Source organism: Acinetobacter sp. ANC 4218, assembly GCF_002135245.1.
In the GTDB taxonomy this organism is placed as follows: Bacteria; Pseudomonadota; Gammaproteobacteria; order Pseudomonadales; family Moraxellaceae; genus Acinetobacter.
In genome coordinates, this window is record NZ_NEGD01000003.1 from 252,516 (window position 1) to 279,319 (window position 26,804).

General features: G+C 40.7%; 25 protein-coding genes. 15 read left to right on the top strand and 10 right to left on the bottom strand.

Features of this window, described 5'->3' with window-relative positions; all coding sequences use genetic code 11:
* Positions 1–13 precede the first annotated feature (13 nt).
* Positions 14–1,759, top strand: coding sequence for a cyclic-di-GMP receptor FimW-related protein (locus B9T38_RS04490; protein WP_086195647.1), 1,746 nt, complete (start codon positions 14–16; stop codon positions 1,757–1,759).
* Positions 1,741–3,855: an EAL domain-containing protein gene (locus B9T38_RS04495; RefSeq protein ID WP_086195648.1), complete on the top strand. Its 2,115-nt coding sequence runs from the start codon at positions 1,741–1,743 to the stop codon at positions 3,853–3,855. Before B9T38_RS04490 ends, B9T38_RS04495 begins: the two co-directional genes overlap by 19 nt.
* Positions 3,856–3,942: 87 nt before the next feature.
* Here the strand turns inward: B9T38_RS04495 and rpmE are convergent, their stop codons facing one another.
* The 4 genes from rpmE to B9T38_RS04515 all read right to left on the bottom strand — a co-directional run bounded on the left by rpmE (position 3,943) and on the right by B9T38_RS04515 (position 8,454).
* A complete protein-coding gene (gene rpmE / locus B9T38_RS04500) occupies positions 3,943–4,167 on the bottom strand; it encodes a 50S ribosomal protein L31 (protein WP_001200845.1) in 225 nt (74 codons plus the stop codon).
* A 203-nt stretch (positions 4,168–4,370) separates the two neighbouring features.
* Positions 4,371–5,369, bottom strand: a complete 999-nt coding sequence (locus B9T38_RS04505; protein ID WP_086195649.1) for a bile acid:sodium symporter family protein — start codon at positions 5,367–5,369, stop codon at positions 4,371–4,373.
* A gap of 226 nt (positions 5,370–5,595) precedes the next feature.
* Positions 5,596–5,997 carry a lactoylglutathione lyase gene (gloA, locus tag B9T38_RS04510; protein WP_086195650.1) on the bottom strand — a complete coding sequence of 134 codons (402 nt, stop codon included), beginning with the start codon at positions 5,995–5,997 and terminating at the stop codon, positions 5,596–5,598.
* Between the two features lie 294 nt (positions 5,998–6,291).
* Positions 6,292–8,454 (bottom strand): AmpG family muropeptide MFS transporter, encoded by a 2,163-nt coding sequence (locus B9T38_RS04515; protein WP_086195651.1) that lies wholly within the window; start codon positions 8,452–8,454, stop codon positions 6,292–6,294.
* Positions 8,455–8,637: 183 nt separating this feature from the next.
* Here B9T38_RS04515 and B9T38_RS04520 point away from each other — a divergent pair, with 183 nt between their 5' ends.
* Positions 8,638–11,277, top strand: coding sequence for a Lon protease family protein (locus tag B9T38_RS04520; protein WP_424623941.1), 2,640 nt, complete (start codon positions 8,638–8,640; stop codon positions 11,275–11,277).
* A gap of 66 nt (positions 11,278–11,343) precedes the next feature.
* On the opposite strand, the gene grxD is transcribed toward B9T38_RS04520, so the two are convergent.
* Positions 11,344–11,685: a Grx4 family monothiol glutaredoxin gene (gene grxD / locus B9T38_RS04525; RefSeq protein WP_086175639.1), complete on the bottom strand. Its 342-nt coding sequence runs from the start codon at positions 11,683–11,685 to the stop codon at positions 11,344–11,346.
* Between the two features lie 163 nt (positions 11,686–11,848).
* On the opposite strand from grxD, the gene B9T38_RS04530 reads away from it, so the two are divergent.
* Positions 11,849–13,060, top strand: coding sequence for an aspartate aminotransferase family protein (locus tag B9T38_RS04530; RefSeq protein WP_086195652.1), 1,212 nt, complete (start codon positions 11,849–11,851; stop codon positions 13,058–13,060).
* 54 nt (positions 13,061–13,114) lie between these two features.
* Here B9T38_RS04530 and B9T38_RS04535 read toward each other — a convergent pair whose 3' ends face one another.
* The 3 genes from B9T38_RS04535 to surE all read right to left on the bottom strand — a co-directional run bounded on the left by B9T38_RS04535 (position 13,115) and on the right by surE (position 15,834).
* Positions 13,115–14,044 carry a LysR family transcriptional regulator gene (locus B9T38_RS04535; protein ID WP_086195653.1) on the bottom strand — a complete coding sequence of 310 codons (930 nt, stop codon included), beginning with the start codon at positions 14,042–14,044 and terminating at the stop codon, positions 13,115–13,117.
* A gap of 93 nt (positions 14,045–14,137) precedes the next feature.
* Positions 14,138–14,947, bottom strand: a complete 810-nt coding sequence (locus B9T38_RS04540) for a peptidoglycan DD-metalloendopeptidase family protein (protein WP_086195654.1) — start codon at positions 14,945–14,947, stop codon at positions 14,138–14,140.
* A 116-nt stretch (positions 14,948–15,063) separates the two neighbouring features.
* Positions 15,064–15,834, bottom strand: a complete 771-nt coding sequence (surE, locus tag B9T38_RS04545) for a 5'/3'-nucleotidase SurE (protein ID WP_086195655.1) — start codon at positions 15,832–15,834, stop codon at positions 15,064–15,066.
* Positions 15,835–15,944: 110 nt separating this feature from the next.
* On the opposite strand from surE, the gene B9T38_RS04550 reads away from it, so the two are divergent.
* The 10 genes from B9T38_RS04550 (at position 15,945) to B9T38_RS04595 (ending at position 24,544) form a co-directional block, all read left to right on the top strand.
* Positions 15,945–16,319 (top strand): MCR_0457 family protein, encoded by a 375-nt coding sequence (locus tag B9T38_RS04550; RefSeq protein WP_086195656.1) that lies wholly within the window; start codon positions 15,945–15,947, stop codon positions 16,317–16,319.
* 245 nt (positions 16,320–16,564) lie between these two features.
* Complete coding sequence (locus tag B9T38_RS04555; protein ID WP_373423515.1) at positions 16,565–16,939, top strand: MCR_0457 family protein; 375 nt, start codon at positions 16,565–16,567, stop codon at positions 16,937–16,939.
* A gap of 119 nt (positions 16,940–17,058) precedes the next feature.
* The gene (gene dacC, locus B9T38_RS04560; RefSeq protein WP_086195658.1) at positions 17,059–18,207 is read left to right on the top strand and encodes a D-alanyl-D-alanine carboxypeptidase PBP5/6; all 1,149 of its coding nucleotides are present in this window, start codon (positions 17,059–17,061) and stop codon (positions 18,205–18,207) included.
* A gap of 95 nt (positions 18,208–18,302) precedes the next feature.
* Positions 18,303–18,845 carry a gamma carbonic anhydrase family protein gene (locus B9T38_RS04565; RefSeq protein WP_086195659.1) on the top strand — a complete coding sequence of 181 codons (543 nt, stop codon included), beginning with the start codon at positions 18,303–18,305 and terminating at the stop codon, positions 18,843–18,845.
* Positions 18,846–19,028: 183 nt separating this feature from the next.
* Complete coding sequence (locus B9T38_RS04570; RefSeq protein ID WP_086195660.1) at positions 19,029–19,304, top strand: hypothetical protein; 276 nt, start codon at positions 19,029–19,031, stop codon at positions 19,302–19,304.
* A 579-nt stretch (positions 19,305–19,883) separates the two neighbouring features.
* Positions 19,884–20,369: an NUDIX hydrolase gene (locus B9T38_RS04575; protein ID WP_086195661.1), complete on the top strand. Its 486-nt coding sequence runs from the start codon at positions 19,884–19,886 to the stop codon at positions 20,367–20,369.
* Between the two features lie 4 nt (positions 20,370–20,373).
* Complete coding sequence (gene mnmA, locus B9T38_RS04580; RefSeq protein WP_086195662.1) at positions 20,374–21,507, top strand: tRNA 2-thiouridine(34) synthase MnmA; 1,134 nt, start codon at positions 20,374–20,376, stop codon at positions 21,505–21,507.
* Between the two features lie 16 nt (positions 21,508–21,523).
* The gene (gene hflD / locus B9T38_RS04585) at positions 21,524–22,255 is read left to right on the top strand and encodes a high frequency lysogenization protein HflD (RefSeq protein ID WP_086195683.1); all 732 of its coding nucleotides are present in this window, start codon (positions 21,524–21,526) and stop codon (positions 22,253–22,255) included.
* 63 nt (positions 22,256–22,318) lie between these two features.
* Positions 22,319–23,707: an adenylosuccinate lyase gene (gene purB / locus B9T38_RS04590; RefSeq protein ID WP_086195663.1), complete on the top strand. Its 1,389-nt coding sequence runs from the start codon at positions 22,319–22,321 to the stop codon at positions 23,705–23,707.
* A 144-nt stretch (positions 23,708–23,851) separates the two neighbouring features.
* The gene (locus B9T38_RS04595; protein WP_086195664.1) at positions 23,852–24,544 is read left to right on the top strand and encodes a DUF2238 domain-containing protein; all 693 of its coding nucleotides are present in this window, start codon (positions 23,852–23,854) and stop codon (positions 24,542–24,544) included.
* Positions 24,545–24,794: 250 nt separating this feature from the next.
* Here the strand turns inward: B9T38_RS04595 and sohB are convergent, their stop codons facing one another.
* Positions 24,795–25,757: a protease SohB gene (gene sohB / locus B9T38_RS04600; protein ID WP_086195665.1), complete on the bottom strand. Its 963-nt coding sequence runs from the start codon at positions 25,755–25,757 to the stop codon at positions 24,795–24,797.
* A 52-nt stretch (positions 25,758–25,809) separates the two neighbouring features.
* On the bottom strand, positions 25,810–26,481 hold the full coding sequence (locus B9T38_RS04605; protein WP_086195666.1) for a hypothetical protein: 672 nt from the start codon (positions 26,479–26,481) through the stop codon (positions 25,810–25,812).
* Positions 26,482–26,637: 156 nt separating this feature from the next.
* Here B9T38_RS04605 and B9T38_RS04610 point away from each other — a divergent pair.
* On the top strand, positions 26,638–26,804 hold a 167-nt coding region (locus tag B9T38_RS04610), incomplete at its 3' end, for a DUF4372 domain-containing protein (RefSeq protein ID WP_143222659.1).

A 26,804-nucleotide genomic window follows, 5' to 3' on the forward strand; every position in this document is an offset into this window, starting at 1 on the left:
GTTAATAATAACGATGCTTATGAGTAATTCAGATATCTTCCAAACACCAACAGAGTTAAAGTTGGAAAAATTAAGCTTCTGCCCAACCAATGCAAAAGGCTTACAAGACTGGGTATGCAATTTATCCATTCTTCAATTGGGGAATTCGTCCAAAGAACTTTTCAATGCCTTGCTGGAAATATCAGAACTTAAATGTCCGGAAATGTTGCGTTTTGACTTGATTCAAATCCTGCATCCTACCCTGGATAATGTTTTAGGCAGCCTGGAAAAGCATTTTTTCAATCAGGGGCTGATGAGTAATGACCGCAGCGACCAGATCATTGAGCTAGCGATGCTTCTACGTAGTCATTTTGCCAAAATTTATATCGATATTTCAAAACGCTGCAACACCCAGCTCAGCATGCAAAAGTTTTCTCTATTTGCATTCAACCAAAAGAAGAGTTTGCAAACGGCCAGAATTGTTTCTACTTATTATGCTTTGCAGCAATTGTCTTTATTGCTTTATCAACAACATCTGCTCTATAGCACGCCTTTATTTGGACAATGGTTAATTGCACATCAACTGATTGAATGTGCAATTAAAAATAATTTTTATCAAACCAATATCAATCAGATTTTAGACACGCAGCATCCTTTACAAACCGTTGCTCAGGCTTATTCACAACTGGTGTTGCTGGAAATTCTGAATACCCATCAAATTCGGCCTTCTGAAATGCAGGGCTTATATTTATGCAGTTTTGACTGGGCCAAACTGGTTAATGTATTACCCAAAGAAACTTCGCTTTCTCGCTATATTGTCGATATCAATAAAGACTATCCACCTGTTTTTAATATCAATCAGGCCAGTCTTTACAAACCGACTATCTATATTTCAACACAAAATTTATTAGATCATCTGTCTGAAACCCAAACCAAAAAGTCTGGTTATTTATCACGTAATGAAAAGCTATTTTTAACCCCGGCACTGCACTTTCATATTCACAACCTGCTTACCAGTAATACTGAACGCCTTCATGAACGTTATGAATATTCTGCACAATTACAAATCTGTTTTAGTCTTTTGGTGGCACACTTTTACCTCTCTAATGGCAAAAACTTTCATGAAACTCTGGATTTAGATATCAATTATCAATTCCATAATGAAAGCAGCTTTATTAATTCGATGAATTCGAATATCCCGGCCGAAATTACCACAGCAAAAACTTTAGATCGTGAAGCCAAACAGATTTATTCTGCAGAAGTTCTGGACATCAGTGTCAATGGTTACAGAATTAAATGGAATGGCTCTGCACCTTCGAATTTGAAAACTGGTGAATTTATTTTAATTCAGGAAAATACCCATAGCCCATGGCGTGGCGGTGTGATCCGCTGGATCAAGCAGTCAACAGCCAAAAGCCTGGAACTGGGACTAGAAGTCTTGGCACAAGATTTATTCCCTTGTGCTGTCATGATCAAAACAGATCGTCATAGCAATAATTACCAGCCTGCCCTAATCGTTCAGTCTAGCCAAGTTGATGAGGTATCCACCAGCCTGATCGTGTCTGGTTCACATATGTTTAGGGAAAAACAAACTATTCATTTACGCCTAGGACGAGAAGAAATAAAAATTTATCTCACCAAAGCACAAATCATTACACAAAGTTTTATCCGTTTTGAGTTCGAATTACTGAATGAGCAACAAGAAAACTTGATCAACAACTTTATTAATAAGCAAACGAATGAAGTCAAGAATCACGATTTATGGGAAGCATTAAAGTGAGAAATCCATTATTGTCTAAAAAGTTAAAACGTACTGAAACACGTTTACTCATTATCGATGATAATCAAATACGTTTTAACCAAATTCGTGACCTTTTAACATCCAGTGAACATTTAGTACATGCAACCTTGCTGGATGATTTACAAAACTTCGAAAAGCAATTACATCACACTTGGGATCTGGTTATTTTTGGTCGTGCTTATGACTTAAAATATGAACAGGCGTTAAGCTTAATCCGCCTGTCCAAGCAACCAAACCTTCCAATGATCCTGCTCAAACCTGATGATTATCAGGCCGATCAATACGCAGGTTATATTCGTAAAGGGATTTATGACATTCTTAATCTGGATTATCCAGATCGTTTTTATATTGGTCTTTTACGTGCCCTTTCACTCAGTCGTTTGCTGCTGACACAACAACATTTAATGGAAGAGCTAGAAACAGCTCAAACCCAGGCCCAGTCTTTAGTTCAAGAGAGCAACAAAGCGATTGCACTGATTCAGGAAGGTATTCATGTCCAGGCGAACCCTGAATATTTAGCACTTTTTGGTCTTAATAATGAAGATCAGATTGTTGGACTTCCCTTACTCGACCTACTTCAGCCTAAAGATTTAAATGACTTTAAGTTACGTTTTAAAAAAATTTCACAAGGTCAGTTTGATTTAGGGCGTTTTGAAATCAACAGCTTAAATCATCAAATATCTGTTCCAAACCCGCTTAAAGTTGAGTTTTTACCTTCTACGAATGAAGAAGATGCCGTACAAATTACGATTGATATTGAATCCTCACCATCAGCTCAGCCTACATCTACAACAGCCGATGCTCCAAGGTCCAATACCTATCAGCTGATTAATCGTACAATCACTCAACAACCTTCAGATATTAATGCCCTCGTGGTATTTTCCCTGGCTTCTTGTCCTGATAATATTTTTAAAGAGGAGTGGGATACACTCAAAAATTATTCCACTAATATCAAGGATTTTTTAAAAGAGCAAACTCATGCTCCCTTATTTCAAACAAGTTTTGGTATTTATGTGGGCTTGTTCCAAGCCGAATCTAAAGCCAAATTAGAGTCCAAACTTATTGGTTTAAGTTCATTAACTAAACCGCAATTATTGTCAATTGATCACACATCCTATCCGCTAAATCTCAGAATTGGCTATACACTGCTCGATACTGAAATACGTGATGAAAAACATTTTGAACAATTTATTGCTACAGCTTACAAGACTGCTTTACCGGAAAATCAGCCGACTCCTGCACTTGAATTAGAAACACCGTTAAACATTCCAAGCATTGAGCTACAGCAACCCGAAATTAAGGCAGTACCTAGTTCACCTGAAGCAGCCCTACTCAGAGCCTTGCAACAAAGCTTGGATCGCGGTGAAATTCACCTTAAATATCAGCAACTTTACGATAAGCAAGACACTAATTTATATACTTATGAAGTCACCAGCGGTTTTATTTATGAAAATGCCTGGAAAGATCTGGCTGGCTTAAGAGAACTTGCAGACGATCCTGAGTTATCCATTAAACTGGATCGCTGGATATTAGTGGAATCATGTAAACAACTGCATAATTTCATTACTCAATATCCTGAAGCAAAATTAATTGTGAATTTGAATAAAGCTGTACTATTACACGACCGAAGCTTCCCTGAATTCATTTCCAAACTCATTACCATTGTCCGCAGTAAATTGAAGCATCCATTAGTTTTACAATTTTCAGAAGAAGATATTAGTCAAAATATCTCAGATGCTCAAAAGTATATTGCCCAGTTACGTCAATTTGGCGCTGAAGTTTCCCTCAGAGACTTTGGTAATAGCATTTATAGCGAGTCGATGCTACGTCAACTTGATGTAAATTGTTTAACTTTACATCAGAATTTGACCAAAATGCTGCAAACAGAAAAATCGACGCAAGAATTACAGGAAAAGCTGAGTGCCTTCCAGGAAATTAAAGCTAGCGAAATCATGCTGCGCGATCTCAATGACATGACTCTGTTTGCAAATGCATGGAACGTGGATGCTCGTTTTATTCAGGGCGATTATTTCCAGAAAAAACTGGATCATTTGATTGATGTACAAGACCAATAGGTCTTGTACAAGGTCTGTAATTGAGTCATTGATGAAATAACGGACATAAAAAAACGGGCAAGAAGCCCGTTTTTTTCATTTTGGGTATTAACGTTTGATAGAACGTGACATACCTGCAAAACGTTGTTTGAATTTGTCGATACGGCCGCCAGTGTCCACATTCTTTTGTTTACCAGTATAGAATGGGTGGCATGCTGAACATACATCTAGGTAAATTGTTTCTTTACCAAGCGCTGAACGAGTTTCGATTACGTTACCACATGAACAAGTAGCAACTAATTTTTCATATTTTGGGTGAATATCGGCGCGCATCGTCGATTACTCCTAAGTTAAGAAAGGCTTATGCTGTCATCGCAATTGATCACTCTCATGATTCATGAGGAATAAGCTTGATCCAGGAAAAAGCCAGACCAACACCACAACAGACCATTCTTTTGGCCCACCGAGACGGATACCGTCAGAGCTAAGCACAACAAGTGGGCGCAATTATACGGGAAAAAATAACAGATAGCGAATTATTCTTTACCCTCTTCTATCTCTTTAAACTCATCTACAGGATGTTTTGACCAGTAATTGGCAATGACTCCACAGACCATAAGCTGAACTTGATGAAAAATCATAATTGGCAACACAATCATGCCCAAAGGCTGCCCAATAAACAGGATTTGCGCCATTGGAACACCACTGGCCAGTGTTTTTTTCGAACTACAAAAGAACATGGCAATTTGATCTTCTCGGTTAAAACCCAGCCATTTTGGAATATATAAAGCCAGTAACATGATGATAGTCAAAAAGACTGAACAGACCACGGTCAAAGCTAGCAACGTTTGCAAGCTCACTTCTTGCCACAAACCGGCAACCACTGCCCCACTAAATGCCCCATACACCACCATTAAAATAGTGCCCTGATCAAAGGCTTTAACTATACCTGGCTTTTTCAGCATCAAAGGATAAACATATGGTCGCAGGATTTGCCCTAAAATAAACGGCACAAGTAATAACAAGGTGATTTGAACAATCGAGGAAGTTGGATCAAAACCATGCTGTGACTGACCTAGAATAAAGAAACTGACCAATACCGGGGTAATAAACATACCGACGATATTGGAAAATGAAGCACTACACACTGCACTGGCGACATTGCCTTTTGCTACCGAAGTAAACGCAATGGAAGATTGCACGGTAGAGGGCAAGAAGCACATAAACAGGAAGCCCCAATACAGTTCCTTACCTAATAGAGGTAACAGAATGGGTTGTGCAAGTAATCCAAGGATCGGAAATAATGCAAAAGTAAATGTAAAAACCACCACATGAAACTTCCAGTGCATGATGCCTTGCATCACCGCTTCTCGGGACAGTTTTGCTCCATGTAAAAAAAACAGGATTGCAATGGCAATGCTGGTTAAAATTCCAAAAACATCTGCAGCTCCGCCTGCTACTGGAGCTATACTGGCCAAAATTACCATCACTACCAGCAAAATGGTAAAGCGGTCTAATGCCAACAGTTTTAACATTATTACGTCCTGTAAATGACAGCCAATAAAAAACCCAATAAGTGATTTTATCTTGCGGTAAAGTTTCATCTTACTGGGCTGAATAAATAAAGCCAGTGTTTCAACTTAATGTTGAATATTTAGTTTATCTATATCACTTTATGATGAGATTCCTGTCATCAATTCCTTTTATTTATCCTTATGGGGAAAAAATAAAAAGAGTGTCAATAATGAGCAAAGAAGTCTGTTAGTTATTTCTAGCATTGACATCTTGCTGAATCAGCTCGATTTTATAGCCGTCTGGATCTTCAACAAAAGCGATCACTGTAACACCACCCTTCATTGGACCCGCTTCACGCACCACCTTACCGCTACGTGCCTTGATCTCTTCACAAGCTTTATAGGCATCATCAACCGCAATCGCAATATGGCCATAGCCATTGCCCAGCTCATAACTTTCTGTGTCCCAGTTATGCGTCAATTCCAGTACGGTATGGTTTTCTTCATCACCATAGCCAACAAAAGCCAGAGTGAATCGACCTTCTTCATAATCGCGTTTACGAAGCAAAGTCATACCGAGTACTTCAGTATAGAACTTTAAAGATTGTTCCAGATTGCCTACACGTAACATGGTATGCAGCATGCGCATGATTCTGTTTCCTATGTTTTCCATTTTTATAGACACTATAGGGATTCAGCGTGGAAAATTCAATTTAGCAATCTGGCAGTTGATATCATTTATTGTTCCACGTCCCCATTATTATTAAATTTTTAAATCAATGCTCTGTTTAGTTTAACAGTACAGCACACCCTAATGATGGAGTCTTTACTTAGGCTATTTTAAAAATAAGACTGAACCTTTGCAGCAATTTTTAGCCAAAGAAAAACCCATTTCATCCTCAAGACAAAATGGGTTTTTCATTCATTTTTTAAAAATTTGAGCTTAATTGGACTGTTGCTGATGTTCACGCAACAGCTTCGCCACCCAGACCACCAAGATTAAAATTGGAATGCCAATCAGTGTGGTCATGAGGAAGAAATTTGGATAACCGATATTGGTCACAATGGTTCCTGAATAGCCGCCTAAAATCTTCGGCGTTAAAGTCATCAGCGAACTGAAAATGGCATATTGTACTGCAGTGAAAGATACACTGGTTAAACTGGACAAAAATGCGATGAATGCTGCACCTGCCAATCCCGATGCCAGGTTATCGACAATAATGGCAAAATATAACCACAGCGAACTATAAGGTTTAATCACCTTACCGCTAATTTCAACATCGTCAACCGATTGAACATCGATTGCCGCTAAAGGCTGTACATCAATATCCAGATCTTTGGCTGTAGTTGAGTTCATATCGACCGTATAGCGATGCTGTGCGCTTAAAGTGGCTTTGTCATGATCCACCACTTCAGCCACAAGCTGTTTTGATGCTGAATTTACCAGGCTTTCTGCTGGAATAGCGGTGCTAAATACACCTGTTTTGTCCAGATTGGCATCAAATTTTTGACCGTCCAAACTTAGGACAATTTTTTGTGTTTCATTCAAGGGTTGCCCAACATACTGGCCCCGTACCACCAGACTGTTCTGTTGTTCATTTGAAGCAATAACATTATCGCTGGTCACCGGCAGAATTTGCATCATGCCTGATTGAGCACCTTTCTGTTGCGCATCCTGTTTTAAATAGGGAACTGTGCTCACTACTGAGGGTTGTGTATCATTTTGATATTGCACTTGAACCTGTACTGCATTGGCTTGTGCCAAAACCTGACTCGGCACTTTCAGTTTCCAGTAACCCACTTCATCCGACTGAACCTGATACTTGTGCTGACCTACCATGACTTGAACATCATGAGTCGGCTGACCAGATTTCACCAAGCCAATAAAAATCAGGTTAGTTGAACTGGCCAGCACTGCACCGACAAACATCAGTTTCATAATGTTCATACGCTGTGCCAGCAAGCCACCCAAGAAACCACCGACCAAGCTGAAAATCACCCCATAGATTTTTACCGCTTCCGCAATCTGCTCTTTGCTAAAGTTTAAATCCTGATAGAACACATTGGAGATGACCCCGGCAATAATGTCTGAGATGCGATAGAAACCGATGAGCAATAACAGAACCAAAGCCAGCTTTAAGCCATAGCGTCTAAAGAAATCGACAATCGGGCTGATCCAGGTTTCCATAGCCATTTGCTTGTTGACCGCACCCATTTTGACCAGTAATGAGCCAACTAATACGGCTACCGCAGCAGATCCAATAAAACGTAAGCTTTCAAAGCAAAACAACAATAATGAATCGGTAATTGCAAATTGTGTCTTAACAGATTCAGTTAAAGTTCCGGAAAAAATATAGCTCAGTACAAAGCCAATCACGGCAACAAAAAACACGGCCACCAGACGATAGTAATCACTACGCTTATAATCTTTATAAGTACGATCAACCTTTGGTTCACGAATCACTAAAGTGGTAATAATGCCCACCAGCATGACTGCCGCCATGACTAAATAAGTGATCTTCCAGGCACTATAAATATAGTTTCCCTTAGCCGTTCCAAGCGAGGCCGCAAGGAACAATGCACCTGCACCGGCCACAATCATCCCGATGCGATAACCTGCATTATAAGTCGAGGCAAGCACTGTCTGCATTTCAGTTTCTGCAAGTTCGATACGATAGGCATCAATCACAATATCCTGAGTCGCTGCTGAAAAACCGAGTAATATGGCTCCTGCTGCCATCTGATATAAATAGCCCTGACTGAGTGCTGGATTAGAAAAAGCCATCATACAAATGGCACTGATAATTAAAACTTGTGCAATCAGCAACCAGGCCCGACGTCGCCCCAGCTTTTGGGTCAAAAATGGCACCGGCAACTCGTCAATCAAAGGTGCCCAGACAAATTTGAATGAATAACCCAGGGCTGCCCAGCTAAAAAAGGTTACTGCGCTTTTTTCAATACCGGCTTCACCTAGCCATAAGGACAGACTGGAAAAGATCAAAAGAATGGGAATACCGGCTGAAAAGCCTAAAAACAGCATGATCAATGCACGACGATCGAGAAAAGCAGTAAAGGCAGATTTCCACCCTGTAGATTGTGTTGTCATTACGTTGTTTTTTTCTGCAAAACTGAATGCTGCTATTCAAACGCTTAATAAGTTCAGTTTCAACAATAATTGTGAAATCATTATTTTATTTTGTCGATAAAAACGACCTGCGCGCTTGAATTTTTCAACTAAACCTGTATACCTTAAAGCTCTATTGCAATATTTTAGTTTTGGATTTAAACAGTGCCCCAAAAACTCGATCAAATGAATTCTTCATTATCTGCAACAACTACAGTGACTCAACCAGACCCTCTACAAAGCAGTTTAATTTCAGCATTCGATCAACCGGAAATTCAAAACACACTAACCAAAACACAGCTTCAGCCCAAGCAACTGACGCATATTCCCAATCTTGAAAAAATTCCTGCGTCAACACGAAGAATCAAACCGCTCAATGACTTTCTTGGGCAAGATCGCGCACGTGCCTCGGTTGAAGCAGGCATCGCCTTGCCTTACTCGGGCTATAATATTTTTGCAGTCGGTACGGCAGGCTTAGGTAAACGCACCATGATCAAGCGTTTACTGCAACAGCATGCCAAGACCATGCAAACCCCGAATGACTGGGTCTATGTCAACAATTTCAAGTTCCCGCGTCAGCCGATCGCACTTGAACTGCCGCCAGGACAAGCACCTAAATTCCAGGCATTGCTGCATCAAACCTGGCAAACCATTTTAAAACAGCTGGAACGGCGCTTTACTGCGGAAACCTATCACAATCGTATTGAAATGATTCGCGAACAAACTGGCGATGAACAGCAATCGGCCTTGGTCGAATTGACCAAAGAAGGTGCAAACTTTGACTTAAAACTGATTTCGCAAGATGATGAACACTGTTTCGTGCCGGTTCATCTGAAAAACAATGAATATCAGGAAATGTCCAAAGAAGACATTAATGCCCTGGATAGCAAACAGCGCGCAGAAATTGCTGCAAACATTCGCTACATGAATAAAAAACTGGAGCGCTTGGGCCTACATTTAGGTGATCTGGAAGATGATGCACGCGATCAGGTCCAGCATCTCAACCGTGACATTGCTAAACAGGTGGTGATGCCGCGCATTGATCTGATTCAGAACAAATATCCCGATGTCGATGTCCTGACAGAATATCTGCAATATTATGCGGAAGATATTATCAATAATGTGGAAATTATCCTTGAGCAAGAAGAGGATGATTTTGCTCCAGGCATCTTCAGTCGCGTGCCTTCACGTTATCAGGCCAACATCATTGTTTCCTACAAACCCAATAGCGGTGCGCCGGTGATTTTTGAAGATTTCCCGACCCACTATAACTTGTTAGGACACGTGGAACAGCTTACTCAAAATGGGACCATCACCACCGATTTCACCCTGATTCGTCCGGGTTCACTACATCGGGCGAATGGCGGTTTTCTGATACTCGAAGCTGAACAACTGCTGGAACAGCCTTATGCATGGCAAGGTTTAAAACGTGCCCTGAAATCCGGAAAATTAAAGCTGTCCTCGCTGGAACATATGCTGACCTTAACCGGCAGCATCTCCATCGAACCACAAGCGATTCCATTAAATATTAAAGTGATTTTGCTTGCAGAACCTGAAATTTATTATGAAATTTTAGAACTGGAACCTGAACTTGGCAGCGTGTTTAAAATTCGTGCCGATTTCACCGATACATTACAACGTAATGACATTAACGAACAAGCCTATATGCAACTGATTGCAGACTATGTTCAGGCTGACAAACTGTTACCTTTTGACCGTTCTGCACTAGCTGCACTACTCACCGACTCAAGCCGTCAGGCGGAAGATCAAAGTTCATTGTCATTGCATGCCTTAACTTTGGGAGATCTGATCCGGGAAGCGCATCATCATGCAGCGCAAGCCGGTGATAAAACCGTCTCAGAAAAACATATCAATACCGCACTTGATCATCGCAAGTATCGACTAGGTTATTTACGTGAATTGTACTGGCAAGATTTAACGCGTGGCACGCAGTTAATCGAAACCAAAGGTCACCGTTTGGGTCAAATTAATGCCCTGTCGGTGATTCAGTATGCCGATGTCGAATTTGGCTTGCCTTCACGTTTGACTGCATCGGTCTATCAAGGTGGCGGTGACATTCTGGATATCGAACGTAGTGTCGAACTGGGCGGCTCACTGCATGCCAAAGGCATATTGCTGATGTCGAGTTTTCTGAAAGCGCATTTTGGTCGTGAACAGATGCTGCATTTTTCGGCTGCCCTGGCCTTTGAACAAAGTTATGGTCAAATCGACGGTGACAGCGCAACCGTAGCTGAGCTTTCTGCCCTTATTTCTGCCATTAGCCAGTTACCGATTGACCAGTCCTGGGCCATTACCGGCTCCATGAACCAGTTGGGTCAGGTTCAACCAATTGGGGGTGTCAATGCCAAAATTGAAGGTTTCTATGATGCCTGCAAGCTGCAAGGCTTAACGGGCAAACAGGGAGTAATTATTCCGCATCAAAATATGGAACACCTGATGTTACGTCATGATGTGATTGAAGCTGTAGCCAAAGGTCAGTTCCATATTCACGCCATTGAAACCATTGACCAGGCTCTAGAAATTTTAATGGCACGTCCTGTCGGCACACTGAATAAAAAAGGCCGTTACAGTAAAGGTTCCATTTATGCAGCAGTCATGGCGCAATTAGAATATTGGCAGGCGCTTGAAGATGGTGCTGAACTGGAAGAAGAACCGAAGAAAAAGAAAAAAAAGAAGAAAGACAAGAAAAAAACCAAAGGTGAAGCATCTACCAATCAAGCTGTAACCACTGCAACGGTTGAGCTGAAAGCCAATGAGCAAGACCCGCTCACAGAAAAAGCATGATTTTTTTCTGAGATATAAAAAAGCGCCTTAAAGGCGCTTTTTTTAATTCAACTTCACATCACTGAATTAAGCTTCAGGTGCCGGGCTGTACTGTTCGACCAAAGGTTTTAACTCACCTTTTTGGAACATATCCAGCATGATATCGCTACCACCGATCAATTCACCATTGATCCACAATTGTGGGAACGTAGGCCAGTTAGCAATTTTCGGTAAAGTTGCACGGATATCCGGGTTTTCCAAAATGTTGACATAAGCAAATGGACGACCAATTTGACTGAGTGCTTCTACTGCACGTGCAGAGAAACCACATTGTGGAAATTGTGGTGTACCTTTCATGTAAAGTAATACTGCATGTTTAGCAATTTGGTCACGAATTAACGCTTCAGTATCGCGTACTTGTTCAGTCATTGATAAATCCTCAACTAATCTGCATCGCATTATACCCAAAACTGGAGGAAACAGTATGTCTAAAGCAATAATTCCATTTTTATTTACATTTGGGCTTTTAATCTGTCCTGGATTTTGCTTATATAAACTTTTATTTTTCCCTCCTAACAGATAAGAGTTAGTCATGAATAACATTACCCTTGCTCCTGTGCAAACTGATCAACCATCTCATTTGATGCCGGTATTTGGCCGTCAGCCGATCAGCTTTGTCCGAGGACGAGGTTCTTATCTTTATACTGAAGACGGTACTGAATATTTAGATGCATTGACCGGTATTGCAGTATGTGGCTTGGGTCACTCACACCCTGCGGTAACTGAAGCAATTGCTGAACAGGCAGCTACCCTGATTCATACCAGCAACATTTTTGAAGTACCTTGGCAAACCGCTGCTGCACAGAAACTGGCTGAAGTTTCAGGTATGGAAGAAATTTTCTTCTCGAATAGTGGTGCAGAATCAAATGAAGGTGCAATTAAAATTGCGCGTAAATTTGGTCATATGCAAGGGGTAGCAACACCTAAAATCATTGTTGCAGATCATTCTTTCCACGGTCGTACTCTAGCGACCCTTTCAGCAACGGGTAACAAAAAGGTTCAGGAAGGTTTTGCGCCTTTGGTTGAAGGTTTTATCCGTGTGCCTTTCGGGGATATCGAAGCGATTGAAGAAGCTGCAATTCACCATCCAGATATCGTTGCGATTTTAGTTGAACCAATTCAAGGTGAAGGTGGTGTCAATACTGCACCTCAAGGTTTTAGCTACCTGGAAGAGATCCGTCAAATCTGTAATCAGCATAACTGGTTGATGATGCTGGACGAAGTTCAAACGGGTAATGGCCGTACCGGTAAATACTTTGCTTATCAGCACACCAATATTGTTCCAGATGTACTCACCACTGCCAAAGGGCTAGGCAATGGTTTCCCGATTGGTGCTGTGATGACTCAAGGCCGTGGCGTTGGTGTTTTAACTGCCGGCAACCATGGTTCAACTTATAGTGGTACTGCTCTGGGTTCACGTGTGGTTTATACGGTTATTGATACCATTCAAAAAGAACATCTGGTTGAAAATGCCGCAAAAATGGGAAGTTATATCGTTGAGCAGTTAACCCAGCAACTGGCTGATCAAAATATTAGCGTTCGTGGTTTCGGTCTGATGATTGGTATTGAGTTACCAAAAGCCTGTGGCGAATTGGTCAATGTGGCACGTGATGAATATCATTTAATTATCAATGTGACTGCAGGTTCTGTAATCCGTTTATTACCGCCACTCAACATTAGCCAACAACAGGCTGATCAGTTGATTGAACGTCTGGTTAAAATGATCAAGGCTTATTTAGCTTAAGCCTTCAATCCAGTCTAAAAAAGCCGCTAATCGCGGCTTTTTTATGCTTCATTTTTATGAAACTGCCTGGTAAATTCTTCCGCCGGGTAACTGGCTAAAGTATTGTTTTAATGCATCCAGACAACGATGAACCTTCATGGGTTGCTGATCTTTTTTTGCCGTGATGGCATATAAAGTGAAATTTTCCAGTTTCCACTCTGGTAAAACCTCCACCAGAGCACCATTCATTAAATCCTTTTGTACATCCAGATATAAAATTCGTGCAATACCATGCCCTTGCAAACATAATGATTTTGCAACCAGGACATTATTGGTACTTAAACGTGATTTCATTTCCAGATTCACTGTTTTATCTGACGCCGCATGTTGAAATGAAAAATGTTGATAATTTTTCATAATATTGATTGGAATCAGGTCATGATGGTTTAAATCTTCAGGCCGCGATACAGGCGCCGACTGATTCAAATAACTTGGAGAAGCCACCAACACCTGCTCTACCACAGCCAGAGGCATCACATTCAAATGATGATCTTCTATTTTTGGGCTCATGCGTAAAGCGATATCGATACGCCCTTCAAGTATATCAATATATTGATTATCGGCTTCTAAATGGACTGCTAAACCACGATGTGCCTGCATCCAGTGAGACAATGCAGGAATAACATGATTGGCACCAAGTTCCGGGGTTGTAGCAATGCGTAAATCCCCCACCAAGTCATCGCGTAACTCGTTGATACGGATTTTCCCACGCTCTGCAGCGGCAAGCATTTCTTGACAGCTGTGGAAAAAAGCCTGTCCAGCTTCAGTCAAATTCAATTTTCTTGTAGATCGATGTAGAAGTGTCACTTCCATTTCATTTTCTAAAGAACGAATTTGCTGACTCACGGCGCTGGTCGTGATTCCTAACTCACGTGCAGCACCGCTAAACGAGTTTTTTTCAACAACACAAGCAAACACACCCATTGCTCGAAGTTGATCTAACATAAATTTCCCTCTGAACTTATAATTACTTTATCTTTCCGATAAAAGCAACTCATTGTATTATACGGCGAAATTTATGTTTTGTATTTGTAAAATTTAATTTATTGGTAAAACGATGGTCGGATTGATAGGTTTACCATTTAAACGCACCTGAAACTCCAGCATAGTACGATTTGTACCCGTTGAACCCATTTCAGCAATTTTCTGCCCTGCTGTCACATTCTGGCCACTGCTCACATTCATTTTGCTGTTGTGGGCATAAGCGGTAATGTAGCCATCGATATGCTTGATCAGAACTAAATTGCCATATTCTTTCAAACCATCAGCCGCATAGACCACTTGACCATCAGCCGCAGCAAAAACCGCATCTCCAGTATTACCACCATAACGAATACCCTTTACATTTGCAGCCACATTAAAGTTTGCAATGACTGCGCCATTACTTGGTTTTACCCAGCGCAAAGCAGAGACTTTCGAAGATGCTACGGGGGCAGTCGCCGTGGTTGCAGGAACTGTAGTTTTAGCCGGTGTAGTCGGAAGTTGAACGGTTTGACGCTGAATCGGTGCGGCTTGGGTCACCGCTTGTGTAGTGGTGGTGCGACGTGAGCCTGAATCTTTTAAACGTAAAGATTGACCGACATAAATGCGATAGGGTGGCGCTATATCGTTCATATCGGCAACACTGGTATAAGACAGACCATAACGTGCAGCAATTCCGCTTAATGTATCTCCAGATCGAACCGTATAGTAATCCGGTGCAGCCGCATAACGTGTCGCATTATGAACTTGTGGTTTTGAAGCACAGCCACTCAAAATGGCTGTGGCAATAACAGCTGTAGACAAGACCATGGTTTTCAACAAACCCGCAGGCGCAGCAAATAAGCGATATGGTGACACCAAGTGCATTAATCTTCCTCTCTACACATTAAGTCTATTTATTGGTTTGCACTAAGATTAGCAAAAAAGCATCTGAAAAATAGGGTCAATTCTGCTTTTTCACAAAGTTATAACACTACTGGGCATTATTTGGAAAACTCTGCATGTAATGTGTGCAAAATCTCATAATTTGTCGCATCCATTTGAATCGGCGTAATGCTGACATAGCCATTTGCCACCGCAAAAAAATCCGATTCTATTTCAGTTAAACCTTTTTTAGGTTCAGCGACAGCCTCACCTGACAAACCAATCCAATAAACCTGACGTCCACGAGGGTCTACATGACTGGTAATCGGTTTAGATTGACTGCGACGTCCCTGATAAGTAATTTTCGAACCTCTCAATTCAGATATATCTGGAATATTCACGTTAAAAATATGACGTGGCGGTAAAGTCGGCAAACCCTGGGCAATAAAATCATGTACCCATTTTGCTGCTACGGCATAATCATTTGGATTGTCATAAGAACGAACATTGGGACCGGCCATGGAGACGGCAATAGCCGGTTGTTTCATTAGGCGGCCTTCGAAGGCTGCTCCGACAGTACCAGAATAAAGCACATCATCGCCCAGATTTGCCCCACTGTTAATTCCGCTGACCACCAGATCAAATTCAAAATCAAATAAGCCGTTCATGGACAGATATACACAATCTGCGGGTGTTCCATTGACTGCCCAGACATCTGCTGAAATTTGAACAGGTCGTAAAGGACGATCTAAGGTAAGTGCACTGGAAAAACCACTGCGTTCACTTTCAGGAGCAACGATGACTACACGACCAAGCGGAGCCAAAGCTTGAGCCAAGGCCTGAATACCGGGAGCAAAAACGCCATCATCATTGGCAATTAATATATTCACTTAAACATCTCTTAACGGTTAAAAATGACTAATCAGAACATTTGATTGAATTGTATAGAAAATTATATATATTTGACGCTCAACATCCATTCAAAAAGTGTGATTTAAAAATGACTAAAAGCATATCATTTCGTGGCTTATTGGGGTTAGGCATTGCGGCATTATTATCTTCTACTGTGTTAGCCAATGACGGTTTATCTTTGGAAGAAGCCAATACAATTGTGAAAGAAGACCTTGCTTCAACTCAGGTGATGGCTGAAGTATGTCCTGCCATTATTGGTAAAAATGCAAAATTTGATCAAAACATTCAGCTGTTGATTAAAGCTTATCTGCAAGACTATTCAGATCAGTCGATGACTTTTGATAAAATTCAAGCAGATTCAGAGTATAAATCTGTCCTGGAGGAAGCTCGCCAAGCTGCAAAAGAAACCAGTAAAGATGAACAAAAATCGGTTTGCGAAGATGTTGTAAATTATCAGGTTTGATCATTCGCTCTTGTTTTATATAAGTTATCTAAAATATTAAACATCTTATTATGACCACAGGCATAAAGCAGATTCCTCTTTATGCCTTTTTAATTCTTTGCTGTTTTCATATTTTCTTGATGAACGTCATCATTTTCAACAGCTTTAATACATTTGTGTACTTACAATTACCCAAAATACCATTAATCTTATTTTTATTATTGTGATGTTTTTAAATCATTCAGGTCTGTTTAATGAAATTATCTATGCTTAAACCGCTTTCTTTGGGACTGTTAACCACTGCTGCCATGACCCTGTCTATGATTCATGCAGCCACACCAGATGAAAATATTGAAGTGACGCCACTACAAAAAGTCACCCAGCAAGAGCTGGCAGCCATTTATGTACTTTCAGAAGTATGTCCAGATTTAGTGAATGATCGCGCTCAATTTGAACAAGGTTATGCCAAGCTGGCACAAGAATATTTACCTGCCGACAATAATGCGGTTTCGAGCCTGGCTAAACTCAGCCAAGAGAAAAAATTTGAGCCTGTTTTAGCTGAAGCACGTAACGATGCAAAAAAAGCTGGAGATGCAAAAAATCAGGAAATTTGCCAAGAACTCACCACATACAGCAAATAACACAAATTGGTTACAATACTTTTGAAAATAAGCTGATTTCCCCCATAGAAGTCAGCTTTGCTTTGTCCTAAAATGCAAAGCTCTTTGTGCTTATTATTAAGATATTGGAACCACCCAGAATGACCCACAAAAGCGCCCTTGCTGCATTATTACTATTGCCGAGCTTTACATACGCAGCAACTGTCTTATCTGCACCGCCAGAACTCAATAATAAATCTTATGTTTTAATGGATTATGAGACAGGGCAAATCCTCGCATCAAAAAATGAAAATGAAAAATTAGCACCTGCTTCAATGACCAAGATGATGACCAGCTATATCATCGAACAAAAGTTATTGAGCGGTGAACTCACTGAAAATGAAAAAGTTCGTATGAACGAATCTGCGTGGTGTCGTGGTAGCAGCACGGAATCATGTATGTATGTCCCGCTTAACGGTACTGCGACAGCCCTGGAAATGCTGCGCGGGATTATCATCCAATCTGGTAACGATGCCTCTAAAGCTATGGCAGAACATATTGCCGGCAATGAAGGTACCTTTGCGCACATGATGAATCAGGAAGCAAAACGTATTGGCATGACCAATACCAGCTTCATCAACGCAACCGGTATGCCTGCAGAAGGTCACTACTCGACTGCCAAAGATATGGCAACACTTGCGCAACATATCATTCATGACAGTTCAAAATATTACCCAATCTACTCTGAAAAAGAATTTAGCTTTAACGGCATTAAACAAGGTAACCGTAATGCCTTGCTTTATACTGACCCAAGTGTAGACGGTTTAAAAACCGGTCATACTGAAGAAGCTGGCTATTGCTTAACCACTTCCGCTAAACGTGGCCCAATGCGTTTAATTTCCGTGATTTTTGGCGCACCAAGCATGAACGAACGTGCCTCACAAACACGTGAAATTTTGGCTTGGGGTTATGCAAACTTTGAAACTGTTAAGGTTCAACCTGCCAATCAGGTTTTAGCCAAGTCAAAAGTTTGGTATGGCAAAAGCAATGATGTTCAAATTGGTCTGGCAGAAAACTTTAACGTGACCATGCCTAAAGGCGAAGCCAATGCCATTAAAACTCAATTGGTCGTACAACCTAAACTGACTGCACCGTTGAAAAAAGGTCAAGTGGTAGGTAAATATGTAGCTACTTTAAATGGTAAAGTGATTGCAGAAAAACCGCTGGTTGCTCTTCAGGCGGTTGAAGAAGCTGGTTTCTTTGCAAAAATGATTGATCACATCAAGCAATTCTTCGCAAACTTGTTCTAAGCCCAGCTTTAGACTTAAGTTAAAGCATCCACACTTCGGTCTGGGTGCTTTTTTATTTTATAATGCTTGAAAATTTGAAAGACTGAAACCCTCACATGGCTAAAAACATTCGTCCCTATTTAAATACCGCACCGCAAGTTGATGAATCATGTTATATCGATGATATGTCAGTCGTCATTGGCGATGTGGTACTTGCTGAAAATGTTTCGGTGTGGCCTTTTGCCGTGATTCGTGGTGATGTGAATCATATTCATATTGGCAAAAACTCCAATGTGCAGGATCATGCCATGCTGCATGTCAGCCATAAAAAAGCCGATAAACCTGAAGGTTCACCTTTAATTATTGGTGAAGATGTGACCATTGGCCATCATGTGACTTTACATGGCTGTACCATTGGCAATCGGGTATTGGTGGGGATCAACACCATCGTTTTAGATGACGTCATTATTGAGGATGACGTGATGATTGGTGCGGGCTCTTTGGTTCCACCACGTAAACGTCTGGAAAGTGGTTATTTATATGTCGGCAGTCCGGTACAGAAAGTTCGCCCTTTAACCGATAAAGAAAAAGAATTTTTGCCTTATTCGGCAAGACATTATGTGAAAGTGGCGAATAATTATTTAGATGAAACACATTAATTATTAAGCTATAGAAGCCGATAGAATTAATGAGCATTAAAAATAAGATATCACTAAATGAACATTTATTAGTCTTGAATGCAAAAAATTAAAGACATGATAAACAATAGGTTATATTGCATGCCATTTAATATTTAAACAGGTGCAAAATAACTATTAGAGTTGATTAATTTTAGGAAATATATGAAGCATTTTCTCTGTGTCGGGTTACTGTTAATTACTGGCTGTGCAAGTACAGGAGTCATCCCTATTGGTACAGATTCTTATTTTATTGGCAAAAAAGATGGTACACCTGGGCTAGGAGTATCTTTAGAAAACAAAGCTTCTGTATATAGAGAAGCTAATGACTTTTGTAAAAAAAACAATCAAACGATGATAATTCTGGACGAAAAAACTATATCCGCTATTCCTGCAAGACTAGGTTCTACTGAATTAAAGTTTAGATGCCAAAAAAACTAGGTTTAGTACCTAATAAAAGTCAAATTTAATGAAATATTAAAGATGAAATTAATTTTACGATATATATTGGTATTTTTTTCACCTGAATATTGACTATCGGCCTACAACTTTTCAAATACTAATATCTCTACTTTTTCAACTGAATCTGAATACTTGTGGTTACCGAATTACTGCATGATCGAATAATGCTGAGATTCGGTATAGCTTAACTGAAAATACACATTTTAATGACTTGAGTAATGAAAGGGTCGAAAATTTAGATGGTAATATTTATCTTTTTTTGAAAAAACCAATTCTAAACAAAAACTTATTTATTTTCTTAATAATAACAAAATAATTTTAGGCATTCCTTTTGCTAAATTAATTACTTATGCAGAATATGGATAACTGGACAAAGCTCGAAATGAATATCTGGCTTTAATTCAAAATAAATCACGCAATTTATTCTTGCTTAAGAAAGTACAAGAACTAGCGGCTAAATTTAAAATCAATTAACCAACTGAAGTTTCAATTCAGATCAGCATAGCCACCGCGCGCTAAATTTTGTAGAATACCCCTTTTATCCCATGGTGCTTTTCTATGACCGCTTGGACTGCCCACGTTACCGTCGCTACTGTTGTTGAAAAAAATGGAAAATTCCTGTTTGTTGAAGAACATACTCAAGGGGTAACACATACTGTATTTAACCAGCCTGCAGGTCATGTCGAATGTGGCGAAACGCTCATACAAGCAGCCATTCGTGAAACCATGGAAGAAACCGGGCATGATGTAGAAATTACAGACCTGCTTGGCATATATACCTATACTCCACCAATGTTCCCTGACCGTACCTATTTCCGTTTTTGCTTTTTAGCCACAGATCTGCATCATCATACAGATGCAAAATTGGATACTGGAATCGTGGGTGCCGTCTGGATGACATTGGACGAACTGGAAGAATCTGCACGCGCACGTAGTCCCTTGGTGATTAAAGCCGTCAAAGATGCCTTATCCGGTCAAAAATATCCTTTATCGCTCGTTTATGAGCACCAAAATTCTCCCCTATTTACAACTTTGGATGCCTAATCCTATGCAACAACGTGTCATCGTCGGTATGTCTGGTGGTGTAGATTCATCTGTGTCTGCAGCACTTCTTCTTCAACAAGGTTATCAGGTTGAAGGTCTTTTCATGAAAAACTGGGAAGAAGATGACGGCACGGAATATTGCACAGCTATGGAAGATTTGGCCGATGCGCAAGCCGTGTGCGACAAAATCGGCATCAAACTGCATACAGCCAACTTCGCCATGGAATATTGGGATCGTGTGTTTGAGCACTTCCTGGCTGAATATGCGGCTGGTCGCACCCCAAACCCGGATATTTTATGTAATAAAGAAATCAAATTTCGTGCCTTTTTAGATCACGCCGTGAACTTGGGTGCAGACTTTATTGCCACAGGTCATTACTGCCGTCGTGGTGAAACCATGACCAACTCGCGTGGTGAAGAATATGCACCTTTATTACGCGGATTTGACCAAAACAAAGATCAGACTTATTTCCTGCATGCCGTACATGGCCGTGAAATTAACAAGACTTTGTTCCCTGTCGGTGAAATTGAAAAGCCACAAGTACGTAAAATTGCTGAAGAACTGGGTCTGGCAACTGCAAAGAAAAAAGACTCCACCGGAATCTGCTTTATTGGTGAACGCCGTTTTAATGACTTTTTAAAACAATATCTTCCAGCCCAACCCGGAAAAATTTTACTGGATACCGGCAAAGAGGTTGGTGAACATCACGGCTTAATGTACTATACCCTCGGTCAACGTGGCGGTATCGGCTTAGGTGGTCTGAAAGGCGAAGCCGAAGGTGCCTGGTTTGTGCTTTATAAAGATATTGAAAACAATCGCCTTGTTATTGGTCAGGGTCATGAGCATCCACTAATGCAAAGTACTATACTTTGGAGTGAAGCAATTGACTGGGTCGCGGGTGAGCAGAATATTCCAGTAACAGGTTTCCGCTGTACGGCTAAAACCCGTTATCGCCAGCCGGATCAGGCTTGTGTCATTTATCAAGATGCCGATATGCCAAGTGGCGTACGTGTTGAATTTGACGAACCGCAACGTGCGGTGACTCCAGGACAAAGTGTAGTGTTCTACGCAGATGAAGTTTGTTTAGGTGGCGGTGTGATTCATCATACCAATGCACCAAAACCTGATTTTATTTAAAAAGGAAGCGATAGGCATGGCTGAGTTACCCTTTCAACAGCCTCGGACTTTGAATGTACGTCAGAACCGTGCTTTGGCGTTGGCAGCTGTGTTCCAGTCAACACAGCTGACCCATATGACAGCCATGTCAGGACAACACAGTATTGGTGAAAATGGTAGCTTCTATTTAGAACAACTGATTAAAGCCAGCCTGAATATTCGCCCTACTTCCAATGAATCCTGTCAAACCCTAGACTTCTTTAATCAACTGGCCGATATTTCCCTTGGCTTAAAAACATTAGAAAGCAGCATTACCCAACCCTTTAATCCTTCTCCCAAATCACGTTTACCGAAATTTTCCAACGCCAAATTGCCAATGAGCTATGCCATGGCGTTGTTACAGTTAGAGAAAAAAGTCTATAGCAATCCCAAATTTGTTGAAATTATTGAACAATCACAACAAAAAATTCTAAAACAGCTGTCTTTTTTCGATAACAACTATCTGCATCCCAGCATTATTGCTAACCTTGCCCAAACCTATATAGACACTGCCGGACAAATTAATCCGCGGATTATGGTTAAGGGCAATGCCGAAGCATTTAAAGATAGTGCCCATACCAACCGAATTCGCGCTTCCCTGTTTACTGGCCTGCAACTGGCGCACTTATGGCGTCAGTTAGGTGGCAGCTCATGGGGCATGATTTTTAGCAAGCGCAAACTGCTCCAGGATATTCAAGATCTTGCCCGTTTACAGTATCAAGTAGTTTAACCTGATCATGAACGAATTTTTATTATTCGCTTTACGTTTAATTCCAAAGTTTAAGGAATCGCTATGAACGCTTTAACCGCACTTTCTCCATTAGATGGACGCTATGCTAGCAAATGTGATGCTTTGCGCCCTTTCCTCTCTGAGTTTGGTTTAATCCACGCTCGTGTGACTGTTGAAGTACGCTGGTTACAAGCGCTTGCAAACCGTCCTGAAATCACTGAAGTTCCTGCTTTCAGTGCAGAAACCAATGCTGCGCTTGATGCAATTGTTGCCAACTTCTCTGAAGATAATGCCAACCGCATTAAAGAAATTGAACGTACCACAAACCATGACGTTAAAGCAGTTGAGTATTTCCTTAAAGAACAGATTGCTGATATCGAAGAATTGAAGAATGCCGGTGAATTCATTCACTTTGCCTGTACTTCTGAAGACATCAACAACTTATCTCATGCTTTAATGCTAAAAAATGGTCGTGACGTACTGGTTGCTGCAATGCAACAAATTATCGACTCAATCGTTGCTTTGGCTGAAACTCATGCTGAACAACCAATGTTGTCTCGTACCCATGGTCAAACTGCCAGCCCAACCACTTTGGGTAAAGAAATGGCGAACGTGGCTTACCGCCTTGCACGTCAAATCAAACAGTTCAAACAAGTTGAACTTCTAGGCAAAATCAACGGTGCTGTAGGTAACTACAACGCGCACTACTCTGCTTACCCAGAAATCAACTGGCCTGCTCATTCACAAGCATTTGTGGAATCTTTAGGTTTACAGTTTAACCCGTACACTACTCAAATCGAACCACATGACTACATGGCGGAACTTTTTGATGCGTTACGTCGTTTCAACACGATTTTGATCGACTTTAACCGTGACGTTTGGGGTTATATCTCGCTTGGTTTCTTCAAACAACGTTTGAAAGAAGGCGAAGTGGGTTCTTCAACCATGCCGCACAAAGTCAACCCGATCGACTTCGAAAACTCTGAAGGTAACCTGGGTATTGCCAATGCAGTTCTTGCACACTTGGGCGAAAAACTTCCAATCTCTCGCTGGCAACGTGACTTAACTGACTCTACTGTGCTTCGTAACATGGGGGTTGGTTTTGCGCAAAGCTTGATCGCATTCGAAGCTTGCTCTAAAGGTATTGGCAAACTTGAATTGAATGCACAGCGTATTCTGGAAGATCTTGACCATGCTCAAGAAGTGCTTGCTGAACCAATTCAAACGGTAATGCGTCGTTATGCAGTTGAAAAACCATACGAGAAATTAAAAGCCCTGACTCGTGGTCAAGCAATGACTCGCGACATGATGGTGAACTTCGTAAATGGTAACGAGTTAGAAGCCGTTCCTGCTGCTGACCGTGCACGTCTGGCTGAAATGACTCCTGCAACTTATACAGGTAATGCGTCAACTCAAGCGAAACAGATTAAGGATTTAATTTCTAAAATTTAATTCGAAATAAATCTAAAAAGCGAAGCTTCGGCTTCGCTTTTTTATTAGAATAGAATCTGTTGATAATTCATCTATGTTTGTAACCACATAAGCCATTGATAAAATTTCAGCACTCCCAATAAAACTTTGCCAATACAAGAAATAATGATTGAACATCAATTGAATATCAAACACTGGGTTGCTCTTGCAGTACTCACTATTGCGGTAATCATCGCCAGTATCCATCCTTTAGAATTTGAAGCATATCTACTGCATCAAGCCGGTACCGTGTTTATGCTGGTGCTGTTATTGTTTACCCAAAAAAAAATTGGCATGAGTTTTTATAGTTTTGTGCTCTATCTGGTTTTTTTACTGATCCATATTATCGGTGCACATTACCTCTATTCCTATGTTCCCTATAACGAATGGCTGATTCAACTGTTCAATTTTGACCTCAACCAATCGATGGGCTGGTCACGCAATATGTATGACCGTCTGGTGCATCTTGCCTGTGGTGTACTGCTCTATCCAGTGTTACTACGGCTGTTTCATGTATGGCTGCCTGAGGCTAAACCCTTCACGCTATTTTTATTGGTAGTGCAGTTTATCATGGCCACCAGCTTAATTTATGAATGGCTTGAATGGCTGATTGCCATTGGTTTATCACCGGAAGAAGCAGAAAATTATAATGGGCAACAGGGAGATATGTGGGATGCACATAAAGATATGCTGCTTGCAACAGTCGGCGCTGCAGGCTATGGCCTTCTTGATTTATGTTATAAAAGCTTAGCTAAAATACCGCAACCAGAAAGTGACCACACGTCCAAGGATAGCATTCAGGCAAACAGGGAACCATGAGTCAGCTTCAGTCTCCCCCAGCTCTACTTTGTCAGCCATTTTTCAAGCAGAATACTATTTAATCTTAATATACTGAAACCGGATCAGTAAATACGTTGCAGAAGTGGTGATATGCTGAAACATAAAAAACCTGTGCTCATTTATTTTAATTCCCTCATAAGGGGGGATCAAACTAAATCGGATATTAAGCTACAGTCAAAAAAATTGCGCTCATCAGAGCACAATTTTAAAATCAGCAAACAGCTTTCAATTAAAGTTTAGGGTCACGCATTTGTAGCAAATTTGCATTGGCTTTACTCAATGATTCCATCACTTTATTCATCACTGCAGGGACTAGACCGTCAGCTATTTGCGCCGCTTGTAGACCCAGCTTTTCACCCAGTGTCGGTTTACGTCGAGTTTCAATCACAAAGACTTCATGTTGTGGCAATAAAGCAAGTAAATATTCATCTGAAGTTTGCAGCTTATCTACCAGATTCAATTCAAGCGCATCTTTTCCATACCAGTGCTCACCTGTTGCCACTTTTTCAACATTCAACTGCGGACGGTACTTTTCAACAAAGTGCTTAAACAGCTCATGCGTCTGCTGTAGCTCTTGTTCAAATTTGGCTTTACCTTCAGCGGTATTTTCACCAAACATGGTCACGGTACGTTTAAACTGACCTGCGGTATAAAGTTCAAAGTCGATGTGCTTTTCTTTCAGCAGACGGTTAAAGTTTGGTACCTGTGCAACCACACCAATGGAACCGACCACAGCAAATGGTGCAGATACAATTTGATTGGCAATACAGGCCATCATATAGCCGCCACTGGCTGCGACTTTATCGACACAGATCGTCAGGTTAAAACCGGCATCGCGCAAACGCACCAGCTGAGCAGCTGCCAGACCATAGCCGTGTACCATACCGCCTGGGCTTTCCAGACGCACCACAACACGATCACACCCTGCTTTTGCAGTGGCTAAAATCAGGGTAATTTCTTCACGCAAGTTTTCTACGGCAGAGGCTGCTGTGTCACCTTTGAAGTCAAGCACATAAATTTTTTGATTATTCTTTTTACGTAAACGCGCTTCTTTTGAAAATTGTTGGGCAAGATGTAGTTGTTCCAATTTAGATGCAGTCGCTTGTGCAATTTTTTTTCGTTGTTCATTTACACGTGCGTTTAAATGGTTGATACGGATTTCAGCGGGTAATTTGGGGTTGTGAAATAACATAAAAAATCTATTCTCAGTTTAATTCGGTTTATATCTTTAGATTAGGTCAATTTCAGCATTTTTCAATAGTATTATTACGATTGCGTTTAGCTTGTTCACATCGAATCAACCCCCTATATTGTGTCATAATAGCTTTCACCGCGAATAAACGAAAATACAGCCAAAACCATCCCGAATATAACACCCCTATAATGACCGCATTGATTGGCCACCACGTCTGAATAAAGAAATTACCACGTCTTGAATTTTCAATTGGTATGATTAATGAATACATTAAAATAAAGAATATAATCAAAAAAATGAGAAAGAAATACTCCCCAAAGCGTGTATGCAACAAAGGGAATTTACCTTTCTGTTGAGCTTTTTGATAACGATATAGTTTAAATTCAGCATTTGCTCTAATGTAGGCACGCCACTTTTGACCAAACTCAGTATTATATTTTTGTCTTTTCAATAAAAAATAAAGGACAAAACCCATCAAACTCGACACAATCACAAAAATATCATAAAGCCATCGATGGTAATTTGTCATGCTGCGGCTTTGCGACGTTAGAAACAAGCCGTCATAATCAAGGATCAAAACTGCAATGACTATACTCAGCCCAACCATGAAAACAGCAAAATATTGATCTATATACACTGAGCCAAATACGATTTGAAACACCTCTTTTAAGGCACGACGTTTGATTTTAGCGTGCTCTCGCTCTTCAAGTGTAGGCTGCATTCTTCTTTTCGGGTTTGATTCTTAATCTGTTAATTATAACGAAAAAAGAGCCTTACGGCACTACTGTCCCATAGTTTGCTTTAAATAAAAAAACCTGAGTCTAAATAGTTAAAATATGAGTGCAAACAAACACTTTAACTATAAAGGACTCAGGTTTTGTCACATCAGAATACCGTATTTCATCAATTACTCAAACCCATTTTAAGACAAGATTTTGAACGTCTGGCTAAACTGCACCACTCTGGGCAAAAATTAAGATCAGCCACCCGCTGGGATCAGTTTGTTGCCATATTGATGTCCCAACTTTCTTGTCGGCAAAGCTT

Bases quoted from the DNA above. Each gene is read 5' to 3' on its own strand.
- purB (WP_086195663.1), top strand. From the start codon at position 22,319: ATGAACGCTTTAACCGCACTTTCTCCATTAGATGGACGCTATGCTAGC.
- B9T38_RS04530 (WP_086195652.1), top strand. From the start codon at position 11,849: ATGAATAACATTACCCTTGCTCCTGTGCAAACTGATCAACCATCTCAT.
- sohB (WP_086195665.1), bottom strand. From the start codon at position 25,757: ATGTTATTTCACAACCCCAAATTACCCGCTGAAATCCGTATCAACCAT.
- B9T38_RS04490 (WP_086195647.1), top strand. From the start codon at position 14: ATGCTTATGAGTAATTCAGATATCTTCCAAACACCAACAGAGTTAAAG.
- B9T38_RS04540 (WP_086195654.1), bottom strand. From the start codon at position 14,947: ATGCACTTGGTGTCACCATATCGCTTATTTGCTGCGCCTGCGGGTTTG.
- B9T38_RS04565 (WP_086195659.1), top strand. From the start codon at position 18,303: ATGGCTAAAAACATTCGTCCCTATTTAAATACCGCACCGCAAGTTGAT.
- B9T38_RS04550 (WP_086195656.1), top strand. From the start codon at position 15,945: ATGACTAAAAGCATATCATTTCGTGGCTTATTGGGGTTAGGCATTGCG.
- B9T38_RS04570 (WP_086195660.1), top strand. From the start codon at position 19,029: ATGAAGCATTTTCTCTGTGTCGGGTTACTGTTAATTACTGGCTGTGCA.
- gloA (WP_086195650.1), bottom strand. From the start codon at position 5,997: ATGCGCATGCTGCATACCATGTTACGTGTAGGCAATCTGGAACAATCT.
- rpmE (WP_001200845.1), bottom strand. From the start codon at position 4,167: ATGCGCGCCGATATTCACCCAAAATATGAAAAATTAGTTGCTACTTGT.
- mnmA (WP_086195662.1), top strand. From the start codon at position 20,374: ATGCAACAACGTGTCATCGTCGGTATGTCTGGTGGTGTAGATTCATCT.
- B9T38_RS04595 (WP_086195664.1), top strand. From the start codon at position 23,852: ATGATTGAACATCAATTGAATATCAAACACTGGGTTGCTCTTGCAGTA.
- B9T38_RS04575 (WP_086195661.1), top strand. From the start codon at position 19,884: ATGACCGCTTGGACTGCCCACGTTACCGTCGCTACTGTTGTTGAAAAA.
- B9T38_RS04535 (WP_086195653.1), bottom strand. From the start codon at position 14,044: ATGTTAGATCAACTTCGAGCAATGGGTGTGTTTGCTTGTGTTGTTGAA.
- B9T38_RS04555 (WP_373423515.1), top strand. From the start codon at position 16,565: ATGCTTAAACCGCTTTCTTTGGGACTGTTAACCACTGCTGCCATGACC.
- B9T38_RS04505 (WP_086195649.1), bottom strand. From the start codon at position 5,369: ATGTTAAAACTGTTGGCATTAGACCGCTTTACCATTTTGCTGGTAGTG.
- grxD (WP_086175639.1), bottom strand. From the start codon at position 11,685: ATGACTGAACAAGTACGCGATACTGAAGCGTTAATTCGTGACCAAATT.
- B9T38_RS04605 (WP_086195666.1), bottom strand. From the start codon at position 26,481: ATGCAGCCTACACTTGAAGAGCGAGAGCACGCTAAAATCAAACGTCGT.
- hflD (WP_086195683.1), top strand. From the start codon at position 21,524: ATGGCTGAGTTACCCTTTCAACAGCCTCGGACTTTGAATGTACGTCAG.
- B9T38_RS04495 (WP_086195648.1), top strand. From the start codon at position 1,741: ATGGGAAGCATTAAAGTGAGAAATCCATTATTGTCTAAAAAGTTAAAA.
- B9T38_RS04515 (WP_086195651.1), bottom strand. From the start codon at position 8,454: ATGACAACACAATCTACAGGGTGGAAATCTGCCTTTACTGCTTTTCTC.
- dacC (WP_086195658.1), top strand. From the start codon at position 17,059: ATGACCCACAAAAGCGCCCTTGCTGCATTATTACTATTGCCGAGCTTT.